Below are 14,120 nucleotides of genomic sequence, written 5' to 3' on the forward strand. Positions count from 1 at the left end.
ATAGCCTCATGCTCCCGCCAGGAGAGCTTCTGTCACTCACTCTAAAACGTCATTATGAGCGGCGACAGAAGAAAATACTGAATTTTGACTTATTTACCCATCTTTGCAATCAATCGAACGGCGGCGGCGCAAGCACCTCACGGTTGCCGTTGTGCCCCTGTTCGCTGACAATCCCCTGCGCTTCCATCTGTTCGATAATGCGCGCCGCACGGTTGTAGCCGATACGGAACTGGCGCTGAACGCCAGAGATAGACGCTTTACGTTTCTGGGTAACAAAGTTGACCGCCTGATCGAACAGCGGATCTAACTCCTCGCCGCCGTCAAAGCCACCACCGCCGCCTTCGCTTTCGCTGTCGGAGGTGATGCCGTCGATATACTGCGGACGACCGCGTGCTTTCCAGTCCTGAACCACCGCATGCACTTCCTGGTCGCGAACAAACGCGCCGTGAACGCGAATCGGCGTATTTGAGTTAGGCGCGGCATATAGCATATCGCCCATCCCCAACAGGGATTCCGCACCGCCCTGATCGAGGATGGTACGGGAGTCGATTTTACTGGACACGGTAAACGCAATACGAGTCGGAATGTTAGCTTTGATAAGGCCGGTGATCACATCCACCGACGGACGCTGGGTCGCCAGAACGAGATGGATACCCGCCGCACGTGCTTTCTGTGCCAGACGTGCAATCAGCTCTTCCACTTTTTTACCGACGGTCATCATCAGGTCGGCAAATTCATCAACCAGCACGACGATGTACGGCAGTTTTTCCAGCACCGGATGGGTGGCGTCCATACTGTCACCCGGCTTCCAGTAAGGATCCGGAATCGGACGCCCCATACGAGCGGCTTCGGCAATTTTTTCGTTATAACCAGCAAGGTTTCGCACACCCAGCGCCGACATCAGCTTGTAGCGACGTTCCATTTCGTTGACGCTCCAGCGCAGGGCGTTTGCGGCGTCTTTCATATCCGTGACCACTTCCGTCAGCAGGTGCGGAATCCCCTCATAGACCGACAGTTCCAGCATTTTCGGGTCGATCATGATGAAACGCACGTCTTCCGGCTGCGCTTTGTAGAGCATACTGAGGATCATGGCGTTGACGCCGACCGACTTACCGGAACCGGTAGTACCGGCCACCAGCAGGTGCGGCATTTTCGCCAGATCGGCCACCACCGGCTCCCCGGCGATGTCTTTACCCAGCACCACGGTCAGCGGCGACGGGTTATCGCGGAATTTATCGCAGTCCAGCACTTCACGCAGGTACACGGTCTGACGCTTTTTGTTCGGCAGTTCCAGGCCAACATAAGGCTTGCCAGGGATCACTTCCACCACGCGCACCGCCACGGTCGACAGCGATCGCGCCAGGTCACGAGACAGGTTAGAAATTCGTGCCGCCTTCACGCCAGGCGCCAGGTTCAGCTCGAAGCGGGTGATAACCGGGCCCGGCGAGTAGTTCACCACATCAGCCTTAATACGGTAATCCGCCAGGCGAGTTTCGACCAGGCGCGCCATCTGCTCCAGCGCAAAGGTGTCTACCGGCTCGACTTCCGTCGGCGGTGGGGTCAAGAGATCCAGCGACGGCAGCGGTGTCGTCGGCTTTTGCAGAGGACGGTCGTCGCCGTTACGCATCAGTAGCGGGTGAATCAGGCTTTCCTGCGGCGGTGTTGCCGGCTGCGGCGGCACGTACTGCGGCTGCTGAACCTGCGGCTGCTGCGCTGCATATTGAGGTGCCTGCTGCGGCTGAGCATACTGCGGCGTCTGCGGCTGCGCGTATTGCTGAGGCTGCGGTGTCGCAGGCTCCGGCATCACGCCAGGGGTAAAGAGCGGCGCTTTTGGCGTATCGTCCACCAGCGTTTTCATTGGCGAAAATTCGAAATCATCGAGGGAGAACGGATGAGCGCCTTCCGGCTGTTCGCTGGCATAGCGAGTCTGTTGCGAAGCCGCAAACTGGCGCGCCAGCTCGGCTTCAGCGACCGCGTCAGCATCCTCTTCCGCGACGAAATCCTCTTCGACGTGCGCTTCGCCGTAGCGTTGTTGCTGGGAGGCAGCAAACTGGCGTGCCAGCGCATCCTGCTCGAGCGCATCGGCTTCTTCATCGCTGAGCGGGGTATGATCGTCATGCTGATAGCGCTCGGCTTCACGCGCGGCGCGCTCTTCGGCCATCCGCTGCGAAGGCAGCTTAATTCCGTAGGATGCCAGTTCACGGCGAGTCGGCACGCGAACGCGATTCGGACGCGGCAGTTTCGGGCCAATGCCCTCTTTCACCTGCGGGCGCGGGCCTTCTGCCGGGCTAAACAGCGGCGCTGAGGCCGCGGCTGTCGCAGCGGCACCCGCAGCAACGGCCGCATGGCGAACGCTCGCCGCCACCGGGGCAACCGGCGCTGTTGGCTCAGGGATCGACACTGGCGTTGAGGCAGCAGGCATTGACGCCGCGCGCGCTTCTACCGGCGCTAAAGGCTCAGGGATAGGCTGATACCATGCCGCCAGTTGCTCACGCTCGCGCGCACGTTTTTCTTCCACTTCTTCGAAGTAGTAAAGCGGTGGGCGATGTGCGGGTTTAACCTCTTCTTCCACAACCGGCTCTGGCTCAGCAACCGGTGTCGGCTCAGGCTGAGCGATATACTGCGGCTCCTCGTAAACCGGCTGCTGGGGCTGTGCGTACTGCGGCTCGACATAAGCGGGCTGCGGCGGCTGCGCGTACTGTGGCTCTGCATAAACAGGCTGCTGCGGCTGCGCGTACTGCGGATCTACATAAGCAGACTGCTGCGGCTGCGCGAAAAGCGGGTCCACATAATCATGCTGCTGCGGCTGCGCATACTGCGGTTCTGCATAAGCAGGCTGCTGCGGCTGCGCGTACTGCGGTTCTGCATAAGCAGGCTGCTGCGGCTGCGCGTACTGCGGTTCTGCATAAGCAGGCTGCTGCGGCTGCGCGTACTGCGGTTCTGCATAAGCAGGCTGCTGCGGCTGCGCGTACTGCGGTTCTGCATAAGCAGGCTGCTGCGGCTGCGCGAAAAGCGGGTCCACATAATCATGCTGCTGCGGCTGCGCGTACTGCGATTCTGCATAAACAGGCTGCTGCGGCTGCGCGTACTGCGGGTCGGCATAAACAGGCTGCTGCGGTTGTGCGTACTGCGGGTCAGCATAAACAGGCTGCTGCGGTTGTGCCAACAGCGGGTCGGCATAAACAGGCTGCTGTGCTGGCGGCCAACCTTCTGGCGCGGGCGCAATCACCGGTTCCGCGGCAACGGGATGGGGAACAGAGTGCCACTCAACGCCAGGTTGCTCGGCAGCAGGCGCTGCAGTCTGCATCGGGTCAGCGGCCCATGCTGGTGTCGATGCCGCAGCGGCTGCGGCAGACAGCGGATCGGCCACCGAATGTCCGTTCAGCAGCGGGTCGTATTCATCATACTCCGTCGCGCGTGCTGCGCTGGCGCCGGAGAAAAGAACGTCATCAGGATCCGCTGCGGCGACATAGTGCGACGCCGCTTCCGGCTCATCCATTCTGCGGCCGGAAAAGAGCGCTTCGTCGGTCTTGCGCCCCATCGGATTAGAGAATTTTTCGGCTATGCGTTTACGGCGGGCCAGCGCACCGCGCAGGATACGAGCGCGGCGGGATTCATGCACGGCTTTGCGCGCAGGCTCACCTTCATCCTCGTACTCGTCTTCGTCGTCGTATTCGTCTTCATCAACCCAGGTATCATCGCGACGCGTACGGTTACTGGCAAAGGTGAGGATATTCAGTATCCAGCTGCCCATTTTCTCGGCAATGCTCACCCATGACCAGCCGGTAAACAGCGTCAGACCCGCAGCCCAGATACACAACAGCGCAATGGTGCCGCCGCTGCTGTGCAGCATCGGCTGTAGCGCCGTGCTGAGCAGGCTGCCAATCACGCCTCCGGAAGCAAAGTACCAGATATCATCGGCGTTGATAGCGGCCAGGCCGCAGGAGGTCAGAATAATCGCCAGCACGCCAATCAGGCGCAGGGAGACGGCGAAATAGTCGATGTAATCTTCGCTGGCACGGTGTCGCCAGGCAAACCAACAGCCGCCCACGATAATCACCGGGATGGTGTAGGCCATCACGCCGAAGATAAAGAACAGCGTATCGGCAAGCCATGCGCCGGATGCGCCGCACAGATTATGGATAGGTTCGTGCCAGGCCGTTTGCGACCAGCTGGGATCGGAAGGATTGAAGCTCAGTAGTGCTGCCATTAACCAAACGGCAAAAATGGCGCATAGGAGAAGTAACGCCTCAAGGAGCCGGCGTCCGCTGCTGAGTTTAGTGAGTTTGACTTCTTTGTCTTCTGTATATTCCTGGCTCAAGAAAGGCTCTCCAGGTGCCAAATGCTAAAACGGACAACAGTGTCAGATTGCGCCGACACTGTTGCTGTATGGATTAACAGGAGTGTAATCAAACTACGCTGATTTTGCACCTGTTCCGTTTTAGCGGGTCTTAATTACCAGACGATTACTCTGCTTGACCTCTTCCATCACGACGTAGGTACGGGTGTCGTTGACGCCCGGCAGGCGCAGCAGGGTCTCGCCAAGAAGCTTACGGTAAGCCGACATATCCGGTACGCGGGTTTTCAACAGGTAGTCGAAATCACCGGATACCAGGTGACACTCTTGAATTTCTTCAAGTTTTTGCACGGCGGCGTTAAATTGTTCAAACACGTCCGGCGCACCGCGATTCAGAGTAATCTCAACAAAAACCAGCAGCGATGCATCCAGATAATGCGGGTTCAACAGCGCGGTATAGCCCTGAATAAACCCTTGTCGTTCCAGACGACGTACGCGCTCAAGGCACGGGGTCGGAGAAAGTCCTACTCTTTTGGAAAGCTCGACGTTCGAAATACGCCCATCTTTTTGCAGCTCATTGAGAATGTTGCGGTCGATGCGGTCGAGATCTTTGCCAGGGCGTTTTTTACTATCTACCATTATTATTGTCTCTCTGTATTCCTTCCCTACTCCTGTCTTGACTCTGTGCACTTCACTGTTCAGAGCCTTCTCCCGATTTCAATACGCCATTGTTGCTGCAACGACGTATATCCCAGGGTTTGCGTATGAGAAGCCCCGGCGCCTCGCGGCAACTCTCCGACATCACGTATGGTGTCTGTCCACACCATACGTAGATTTCAGTGATCCGGGTAAAAATGGCATTTGCGTGCATGAAAATTCACCGCACGCGAAACACTGCTTTTCTTCTTCCTTGAATGTTGTCGCAAAAGCACAGGGGATTGTCAAAGCAAAACATCTTTTTTTAGTACAACATGCCAGATATTCATTATCACCGGGGCCTGATTCACATGTAATCGTCTTATAATTAGGCAGCGGACAGTAGAAAGAGTTATATTTTTTGATGTTAAAATAAGCAATCAATCGGTTCACTCTATTGCACATATCGTTAACAAAACCGCTGTGCTCTTTTTTTACGTCTACAAATTCCCTACAATCCCAAACCATGTCTGCCAAACAATTATGGGGATCTCATGGGCACGGCCAAACACAGTAAACTGCTTATCCTTGGTTCTGGACCTGCGGGATACACCGCTGCGGTCTATGCTGCACGCGCAAACCTGCAACCGGTTCTGATTACCGGGCTGGAAAAAGGCGGTCAGCTGACCACCACCACAGAAGTGGAAAACTGGCCCGGCGATCCAAACGATCTGACGGGTCCGCTGCTGATGGAACGTATGCATGAGCATGCGACCAAATTTGACACCGAAATTATTTTCGATCATATCCACAGCGTCGATCTGCAAAACCGTCCGTTCCGCCTGACCGGCGACAGCGGCGAGTACACCTGCGACGCGCTGATCGTCGCGACCGGCGCGTCTGCCCGCTATCTGGGCCTGCCGTCAGAAGAAGCGTTCAAAGGGCGCGGCGTTTCCGCCTGTGCCACCTGCGATGGTTTCTTCTACCGCAATCAGAAAGTGGCGGTCATCGGCGGCGGCAATACCGCCGTTGAAGAAGCGCTGTATCTGTCCAACATTGCGTCGGAAGTACACCTGATTCACCGTCGTGATGCTTTCCGTGCGGAAAAAATCCTGATCAAGCGTCTGATGGATAAAGTGGAAAGCGGTAATATCGTGCTGCACACCCACCGCACGCTGGAAGAAGTCACCGGCGATCAAATGGGCGTGAGCGGCCTGCGTTTGCGTCACACGGAAAGCGATGACATTGAGTCGCTGGACGTCGCGGGCCTGTTTGTCGCTATCGGCCATAGCCCGAATACCGCGATTTTCGAAGGTCAGTTAGAACTGGAGAACGGCTACATCAAAGTGCAGTCCGGGATCCACGGCAACGCCACCCAGACCAGCGTACCTGGCGTGTTCGCCGCGGGCGACGTCATGGACCACATTTACCGTCAGGCAATTACCTCTGCGGGCACCGGCTGTATGGCAGCGCTGGACGCAGAACGCTACCTCGACGGTCTGGCTGACGCCTGCAAATAATCTTTACAAGTCAGTAACAAAAGTAAAAAAGGCGACGATAAGTCGCCTTTATTTTTTCTGCGATGTAACATTGCCGCGCCTATAACAGAAACCATTATCCATAAGCCACCTGCTAAGCGCCCAATGAATAAAAGTCGCCAACACGAACTCACCCGCTGGCTCAAACAGCAAAGCGTCCTGTCGCGCCGCTGGTTGATGCTCTCCCGCCTGCTCGGTTTCGCCAGTGGGGTACTGATTATTGCGCAGGCCTGGCTGCTGGCCCGCATACTCCATCACATGATCATGGAGAGTATTCCGCGCGAGGCGCTGCTGATGCCGTTTATTCAGCTTGTGCTGGTGTTTGTGCTGCGAGCCTGGGTCGTGTGGCTGCGCGAGCGTGTGGGCTTCCATGCCGGGCAGCAAATTCGCTTTGAGATCCGTCGTCAGGTGCTGGACCGATTGCAGCAGGCTGGCCCGGCATGGATTCAGGGCAAACCTGCCGGCAGCTGGGCAACGCTTATCCTTGAGCAGATTGACGACATGCATGACTACTACGCCCGCTATCTGCCGCAAATGGCGCTGGCCGTCTGCGTGCCGCTGCTGATCGTCGTGGCGATTTTCCCTTCGAACTGGGCTGCCGCACTCATTCTGCTGGTCACGGCCCCGTTAATCCCGCTGTTTATGGCGCTGGTAGGGATGGGCGCCGCCGATGCTAACCGCCGAAACTTCCTTGCCCTGGCGCGCCTGAGTGGCCACTTCCTGGACCGCCTGCGGGGGATGGACACCTTACGTATTTTCGGCCGCGGCGAAGCCGAGACCGACAGCATTCGCGAAGCCTCGCAGGATTTCCGCCAGCGCACCATGGAAGTCCTGCGCCTGGCGTTTCTCTCCTCTGGCGTGCTGGAGTTCTTTACGTCGCTATCGATTGCGCTGGTGGCGGTGTACTTCGGTTTCTCCTACCTGGGCGAGCTGAACTTCGGCAGCTACGGTGCAGCGGTAACGCTTTCCTCCGGCTTCCTGGCGCTGATTCTGGCACCAGAATTCTTTCAACCGCTGCGCGATTTAGGCACATTTTACCATGCTAAAGCGCAGGCGGTGGGTGCCGCCGATAGCCTGAAGACCTTCCTTGAAGCACCGCTGGCGCACCCGGAGCAGGGAGACCAGATACTGGATACCAGCGAGCCGGTTTCGTTAAGCGCGCAGGATCTGTTTATCACCTCGCCGGAAGGCAAAATGCTCGTCGGCCCGCTCAATTTCACGCTCCATGCCGGGCAACGTGCGGTGCTGGTCGGGCAAAGTGGTTCAGGGAAAAGCTCGTTGCTTAACGTCCTGGCCGGATTCCTGCCCTACCGCGGCTCGCTCAAGGTTAACGGCGTCGAACTGCGCCATCTTCAGCCGGAAGGCTGGCGTCAGCTGATGAGCTGGGTGGGCCAAAACCCGCAGCTTCCGGCCGCCACGCTGCGCGAGAACGTGCTGCTGGGCAACCCCGACGCGAGCGAACAGCAGCTGCATCAGGCGCTGGAAAAAGCGTGGGTTAACGAGTTTCTGCCGCAGTTGCCCGAGGGTATCGACACCGCCGTTGGCGAACAGGCGGCGCGTCTGTCTGTCGGCCAGGCGCAGCGCGTTGCCGTCGCCCGTGCGCTACTCGCGCCTTGCCGCCTGCTGCTGTTGGATGAACCGGCCGCCAGCCTGGACGCGCACAGCGAAAGGCGCGTGATGCAGGCGCTGACCGACGCCTCTACTCAGCAAACCACGCTGATGGTCACTCACCAGCTGGAAGGCCTTGCTGAATGGGATGCCATCTGGGTCATGGAAAACGGCCAGATTATCGAACAAGGGACGTATCAGCAGCTGCTGGACATGCAGGGCGTGTTTGCCAGCCTGCTGGCCCATCGTCAGGAGGAGATCTAAATGCGCGCACTGTTGCCTTATCTGGCGCTCTATAAACGCCATAAATGGCTCTTAAGCCTCGGCGTGGTTCTGGCGATCGTTACCTTACTCGCGAGCATTGGCCTGCTGACGCTGTCAGGCTGGTTCCTTTCTGCCTCGGCGGTGGTCGGCTTTGCCGGCGCCTACAGTTTTAACTACATGCTGCCTGCTGCCGGTGTGCGCGGCGCGGCTATCATCCGTACCGCCGGGCGCTATTTTGAGCGTCTGGTCAGCCACGATGCAACCTTCCGGGTGTTAGCGCATCTGCGGGTATTCACCTTTAGCAAGCTGCTTCCGCTTTCTCCTGCGGGGCTGGCGCGCTTTCGTCAGGGCGAGCTGCTCAACCGTATGGTGGCAGACGTCGATACTCTGGACCATTTGTACCTGCGGGTCATTTCGCCGCTGGTGGGCGCGCTGGTGGTCATTCTGGTGGTCACCGCCGGTCTGAGCCTGCTGGACGTCAGCCTGGCGCTAATGCTCGGCGGGATTATGCTTGCCACGCTGCTGATTCTGCCGCCGCTGTTTTATCGCGCAGGTAAACCAACCGGCGAGCAGCTCACGGCGCTGCGCGGTCAGTACCGTCAGCAGTTAACCGGCTGGCTCCAGGGCCAGGCCGAGCTGACCATTTTCAACGCCAGCGACCGCTACCGTAAGCAAATGGAACAAACCGAGCTGAACTGGCACGATGCCCAGCGTCGCCAGTCAGAACTGACCGCGCTTTCTCAGGCGTTGATGCTGCTGATCGGTGCCGTGGCGGTCGTCTCGATGCTGTGGCTGGCAGCAGGCGGCGTTGGCGATAATGCCCAGCCGGGCGCGCTGATCGCGCTCTTCGTCTTCTGTGCGCTGGCGGCCTTCGAAGCGCTCGCCCCGGTGACCGGCGCCTTCCAGCATCTGGGGCAGGTTATCGCCTCGGCGCTGCGCGTCAGCCAGATTATCGAACAGCAGCCGGAAGTCACCTTCCCGCAGCAGGCCGCCGCCGCGCCTCATCAACAGGTGGCGCTCACCCTTGAACAGATTACCTTTACCTATCCGGAGCAGTCGCAGCCGGCGCTGGATAATCTGACGTTGCACGTCGCGGCCGGTGAACATATTGCAATCCTTGGCCGGACCGGCTGCGGTAAATCGACCCTGCTGCAGCTACTGACCCGAGCCTGGGATCCGCAGCGCGGCCGTATTCAGTTGAACGATACGCCTCTCAACCAGTTGGACGAACACACGCTGCGCCAGACCATTAGCCTGGTGCCGCAGCGCGTACATCTGTTCAGCGCAACGCTGCGCGACAACCTGCTGTTGGCCAGACCCGATGCCAGCGATGAAAAGCTGGCAAACGTGCTGCGCCGCACCGGTCTGGAAAAGCTGCTGGAAGACGCCGGGCTCAACAGCTGGCTGGGCGAAGGTGGCCGTCAGCTTTCCGGCGGCGAGCTGCGCCGTCTGGGCATTGCCCGCGCGCTGCTGCACGATGCGCCGCTGATGCTGCTGGATGAACCCACTGAAGGGCTGGACGCCACGACGGAGAATCAGATTCTCGAACTGTTGGCGGACGTGATGCAGAACAAAACGCTACTGATGGTCACCCATCGCCTGCGTGGTCTGGCGCGATTTAATCAGATAATTGTCATGGACAACGGGCAAATTATTGAGCAAGGTAATCATACAGAACTGCTGGCAAAACAAGGTCGTTACTACCAGTTTAAACAGCGTCTGTAGACTATGATTGAGTAAACTTTGTCTCGTGGGGTTATCGCGATATGCGCCTTGTGCAGCTTTCTCGTCATTCGATTGCTTTTCCCTCACCTGAGGGCGCATTACGTGAACCAAACGGACTGCTGGCGTTAGGCGGCGATCTCGGCCCGGCGCGCCTGTTGATGGCCTATCAACGCGGGATCTTCCCGTGGTTTTCACCCGGCGACCCGATCCTCTGGTGGTCGCCGGATCCCCGTGCCGTTTTGTGGCCCGAACAGTTTCACCTCAGCCGCAGTATGAAGCGTTTTCATCGCCAGTCGCCCTATCATGTCACCCTCAACTACGCATTCAGTGATGTGATCGAAGGCTGTGCCCAGGATCGCCATGAAGGCACCTGGATCACCACCGGTATCAGCCTGGCCTATCAGCGCCTGCATGAGCTTGGCCATGCGCATTCCATTGAAGTCTGGCAGGGCGAAACGCTGGTCGGCGGTATGTACGGCGTGGCGATGGGCGAGCTGTTCTGCGGCGAGTCAATGTTCAGCCGTGCGGAAAATGCCTCTAAAACGGCCCTGTACGTCTTCTGCGAGGCGTTCAGCCGTGCGGGCGGCAAACTCATTGACTGCCAGGTGTTAAACGGCCATACGGCTTCTCTGGGCGCAATTGAGATACCTCGCCGCGACTACCTTGAACAGCTGAATGTTCTGCGCACGCAGCGGCTGAATGATAAATTCTGGGTACCAAGGCGTCTCTTTTCGCCCCAGGCGTAAATGTTTTCAGCACAATTTCCATCAGGATGATATAATTGCCGACGAGAGTCGCTTCTGCCTTTTGCCCCGCCGCCGTTTGGGAATCATTCGAGTCAGATAACGCCCACGTTTATCCTGCTGTTTCCGGCCTGGTTCGCGCCCATCACATGCTGTTTTGGTGTGGTGAAAGGGTAATGCGCAAAAACGACTTTCGCCGATTAATACGCACAATTCTTTACTTACATGATGAACTTCGGCATTATCTTGCCGGTTCAAATTACGGTAGTGATACCCCAGAGGATTAGATGGCCAAAGAAGACAATATTGAAATGCAGGGTACCGTTCTTGAAACGTTACCTAATACCATGTTCCGCGTAGAACTGGAAAACGGGCACGTGGTTACTGCACATATCTCCGGTAAAATGCGCAAAAACTATATCCGCATCCTGACGGGCGACAAAGTGACTGTCGAGCTGACCCCGTACGACCTGAGCAAAGGCCGCATTGTCTTCCGTAGTCGCTAATCGCCGCAGATAATGAGCGTTGGCGCCCTATTCGCCGAGCGCTATTTGCCGAAAACTGATGCCCTGCTTATGCGGGGCATTTTTTTATGTATTAAAACGGTATAGCGTGACTAGCGTAACGCCGCTTCGGGTTTGCGCGATTTTTGCCAGTGATGGTGTTCACGCAAGCCTTCCGCCGACTCTTCCGCCACTGCACGTAGTTCATCGCTATCAGCTTCATGGCGTAGCTGGTGATCGGCATTTTTTACCCACAGATACTGATGACCTTTATGACCCGCCATCAGTTGTCCTGAAAATAACGCACAGGTGAGTAAAATCACCGACAACGCTTTCATCAACATCATGCCACCGTTTGGTTATATTCTTCCGCCATCATGCCAGTCGCTACGTCGGGTTATTATTCGGCAGTTAAAATTAGCGCAAACGGATTGTCAGTGATAAATACAGAGATAATGCCGAGAGAAACCGCATAAAAAAACCGAGCGGCTAAGCGCTCGGTTTTTATTTCATGACTAATTAGATCGTCAGTGCGCCGCTTCCGGCTTATGTTTCTGCGCGCTGTGGAAACCGTAGGTCAGCTCGTTTTTCTCTTTATCGAGCGCCACGGTGACCTGCCCGCCGTCCACCAGCGAACCGAACAGCAGCTCGTTAGCCAGCGGTTTCTTCAGGTTATCCTGAATCACACGCGCCATCGGGCGCGCACCCATCGCGCGGTCGTAGCCTTTATCGGCCAGCCAGTTGCGGGCCTCCTGGCTCACTTCCAGCGACACGCCTTTCTGATCCAGCTGTACCTGCAGCTCGACGATGAACTTATCCACCACCTGATGGATCACATCGGTAGACAAGTGATCGAACCAGATAATGTTGTCCAGACGGTTACGGAACTCCGGCGTAAAGATCTTTTTGATCTCTTCCATCGCGTCGGTGCTGTTGTCCTGTTGGATAAGCCCGATCGATTTACGCTCGGTTTCACGCACGCCAGCGTTGGTGGTCATTACCAGCACGACGTTGCGGAAATCAGCCTTACGCCCGTTGTTATCGGTCAGCGTACCGTTGTCCATCACCTGCAGCAGCAGGTTAAAGACGTCCGGATGCGCTTTCTCGATTTCGTCCAGCAGCAGCACCGCGTGCGGATGCTTGATGACCGCATCGGTCAGCAGACCGCCCTGATCGAAGCCTACGTATCCCGGAGGCGCGCCAATCAGGCGACTCACCGTATGGCGTTCCATATATTCGGACATATCGAAACGCAGCAGCTCAATGCCCATCGCTTTCGCCAGTTGGACAGTCACTTCCGTTTTACCCACCCCGGTCGGGCCCGCAAACAGGAAGGAGCCCACCGGGCGATGCTCGTGGCCAAGACCCGCGCGGCTCATCTTAATAGCTTCGGTCAGCGCGTCGATGGCTTTATCCTGGCCGAATACCAGCATTTTCAGACGGTTGCCAAGCGTTTTCAGCGTATCGCGATCGCTCTGGGAGACGCTTTTCTCCGGGATACGCGCAATGCGTGCCACCACGGATTCGATATCCGCCACGTTGATCGTTTTCTTACGCTTGCTCACCGGCATCAGACGGGCGCGCGCGCCAGCCTCATCAATGACGTCAATGGCCTTATCCGGCAGATGACGATCGTTGATGTATTTTACCGCCAGCTCCACCGCTGCCCGTACCGCTTTCGCGGTGTAGCGAACGTCGTGGTGCGCTTCGTACTTCGGCTTCAGACCGTTGAGGATCTGCACGGTCTCTTCCACCGACGGCTCGGTAATATCAATTTTCTGGAAACGACGCGCCAGCGCCCTGTCCTTCTCAAAGATATTGCTGAATTCCTGATAGGTGGTTGAGCCCATCACGCGAATCTTACCGCTCGACAGCAGCGGTTTGATCAAGTTGGCGGCATCGACCTGGCCGCCGGACGCCGCACCCGCACCGATAATGGTGTGGATCTCGTCAATGAACAGAATACTGTTGGTATCCTGCTCGAGCTGCTTGAGCAGCGCTTTAAAGCGTTTTTCGAAATCACCGCGATACTTAGTCCCCGCCAGCAGCGAGCCAATATCCAGCGCATAAATTGTGCAGTCGGCCATAATTTCCGGCACGTCACCGCGCACGATACGCCATGCCAGCCCTTCAGCAATGGCCGTTTTACCGACGCCAGATTCCCCCACCAGCAGCGGGTTGTTTTTACGACGGCGGCACAGTACCTGAATGGTGCGCTCCAGCTCTTTGTCGCGACCAATCAGCGGGTCAATCCCCCCGACGCGAGCAAGCTGATTAAGGTTGGTGGTGAAGTTTTCCATACGTTCCTCCCCGCCTGCTTGCTCTTCGTTAGGCTGCTGATTTCCGGCGTCGGAAGACTGGCTCGGCTCGTCTTTGCGCGTACCGTGAGAAATGAAGTTCACCACGTCGAGGCGGCTGACTTCATGCTTACGCAGCAGATAGGCGGCCTGCGATTCCTGCTCGCTGAAAATCGCCACAAGTACGTTGGCGCCGGTCACTTCGCTGCGCCCGGAAGACTGGACGTGGAAAACCGCGCGCTGCAGAACACGCTGGAAGCTGAGCGTGGGTTGCGTTTCGCGCTCTTCCTCACTGACCGGCAGCACCGGCGTGGTTTGTTCAATGAAGGCTTCGAGTTCTTGACGCAGCGCCACCAGGTCGACCGAACACGCTTCCAGCGCTTCGCGGGCCGATGGGTTGCTCAGCAGAGCCAGCAACAGATGCTCGACGGTCATAAACTCGTGACGGTGCTCGCGCGCTCTGGCGAAAGCCATATTTAAACTGAGTTCCAGTTCTTGATTGAGCATAG

Annotated in this window: 9 protein-coding genes; 5 read left to right on the forward strand and 4 right to left on the reverse strand. The window is 57.4% G+C overall.

The window, feature by feature from the left end; translation table 11 throughout:
- Nucleotides 1–109: 109 nt before the first annotated feature.
- Nucleotides 110–4,321, reverse strand: coding sequence for a DNA translocase FtsK 4TM domain-containing protein (locus H7R56_RS15825; protein ID WP_182928303.1), 4,212 nt, complete (start codon nucleotides 4,319–4,321; stop codon nucleotides 110–112).
- A gap of 120 nt (nucleotides 4,322–4,441) precedes the next feature.
- A complete protein-coding gene (lrp, locus tag H7R56_RS15830; RefSeq protein WP_000228469.1) occupies nucleotides 4,442–4,936 on the reverse strand; it encodes a leucine-responsive transcriptional regulator Lrp in 495 nt (164 codons plus the stop codon).
- 551 nt (nucleotides 4,937–5,487) lie between these two features.
- Here lrp and trxB point away from each other — a divergent pair.
- The 5 genes from trxB (at nucleotide 5,488) to infA (ending at nucleotide 11,317) form a co-directional block, all read left to right on the forward strand.
- Nucleotides 5,488–6,453 carry a thioredoxin-disulfide reductase gene (gene trxB / locus H7R56_RS15835; RefSeq protein ID WP_106924453.1) on the forward strand — a complete coding sequence of 322 codons (966 nt, stop codon included), beginning with the start codon at nucleotides 5,488–5,490 and terminating at the stop codon, nucleotides 6,451–6,453.
- Nucleotides 6,454–6,576: 123 nt separating this feature from the next.
- Nucleotides 6,577–8,343, forward strand: a complete 1,767-nt coding sequence (gene cydD, locus H7R56_RS15840; protein WP_106924454.1) for a heme ABC transporter permease/ATP-binding protein CydD — start codon at nucleotides 6,577–6,579, stop codon at nucleotides 8,341–8,343.
- Nucleotides 8,344–10,068: a heme ABC transporter ATP-binding protein/permease CydC gene (cydC, locus tag H7R56_RS15845; protein WP_106924455.1), complete on the forward strand. Its 1,725-nt coding sequence runs from the start codon at nucleotides 8,344–8,346 to the stop codon at nucleotides 10,066–10,068.
- A gap of 41 nt (nucleotides 10,069–10,109) precedes the next feature.
- Complete coding sequence (gene aat, locus H7R56_RS15850; protein WP_106924456.1) at nucleotides 10,110–10,814, forward strand: leucyl/phenylalanyl-tRNA--protein transferase; 705 nt, start codon at nucleotides 10,110–10,112, stop codon at nucleotides 10,812–10,814.
- Nucleotides 10,815–11,098: 284 nt separating this feature from the next.
- Nucleotides 11,099–11,317 carry a translation initiation factor IF-1 gene (gene infA / locus H7R56_RS15855; RefSeq protein ID WP_001040187.1) on the forward strand — a complete coding sequence of 73 codons (219 nt, stop codon included), beginning with the start codon at nucleotides 11,099–11,101 and terminating at the stop codon, nucleotides 11,315–11,317.
- A 110-nt stretch (nucleotides 11,318–11,427) separates the two neighbouring features.
- Here the strand turns inward: infA and H7R56_RS15860 are convergent, their stop codons facing one another.
- Both H7R56_RS15860 and clpA read right to left on the reverse strand, forming a co-directional pair.
- Entirely contained in the window at nucleotides 11,428–11,658 is a 231-nt protein-coding gene (locus H7R56_RS15860) for a DUF2554 family protein (RefSeq protein WP_182928699.1), read from the reverse strand.
- A 183-nt stretch (nucleotides 11,659–11,841) separates the two neighbouring features.
- Nucleotides 11,842–14,118 carry an ATP-dependent Clp protease ATP-binding subunit ClpA gene (gene clpA, locus H7R56_RS15865; RefSeq protein ID WP_106924459.1) on the reverse strand — a complete coding sequence of 759 codons (2,277 nt, stop codon included), beginning with the start codon at nucleotides 14,116–14,118 and terminating at the stop codon, nucleotides 11,842–11,844.
- Nucleotides 14,119–14,120 lie beyond the last annotated feature (2 nt).

The sequence above is a fragment of the Klebsiella sp. WP3-W18-ESBL-02 genome, assembly GCF_014168815.1.
GTDB lineage: Bacteria > Pseudomonadota > Gammaproteobacteria > Enterobacterales > Enterobacteriaceae > Kluyvera > Kluyvera ascorbata_B.

What these genes read in the sequence shown, in the direction of transcription:
- trxB (WP_106924453.1), top strand. Translation starts at nt 5,488, where the DNA reads ATGGGCACGGCCAAACACAGTAAACTGCTTATCCTTGGTTCTGGACCT.
- aat (WP_106924456.1), top strand. Translation starts at nt 10,110, where the DNA reads ATGCGCCTTGTGCAGCTTTCTCGTCATTCGATTGCTTTTCCCTCACCT.
- infA (WP_001040187.1), top strand. Translation starts at nt 11,099, where the DNA reads ATGGCCAAAGAAGACAATATTGAAATGCAGGGTACCGTTCTTGAAACG.
- lrp (WP_000228469.1), bottom strand. Translation starts at nt 4,936, where the DNA reads ATGGTAGATAGTAAAAAACGCCCTGGCAAAGATCTCGACCGCATCGAC.
- clpA (WP_106924459.1), bottom strand. Translation starts at nt 14,118, where the DNA reads ATGCTCAATCAAGAACTGGAACTCAGTTTAAATATGGCTTTCGCCAGA.
- cydD (WP_106924454.1), top strand. Translation starts at nt 6,577, where the DNA reads ATGAATAAAAGTCGCCAACACGAACTCACCCGCTGGCTCAAACAGCAA.
- H7R56_RS15860 (WP_182928699.1), bottom strand. Translation starts at nt 11,658, where the DNA reads ATGTTGATGAAAGCGTTGTCGGTGATTTTACTCACCTGTGCGTTATTT.
- cydC (WP_106924455.1), top strand. Translation starts at nt 8,344, where the DNA reads ATGCGCGCACTGTTGCCTTATCTGGCGCTCTATAAACGCCATAAATGG.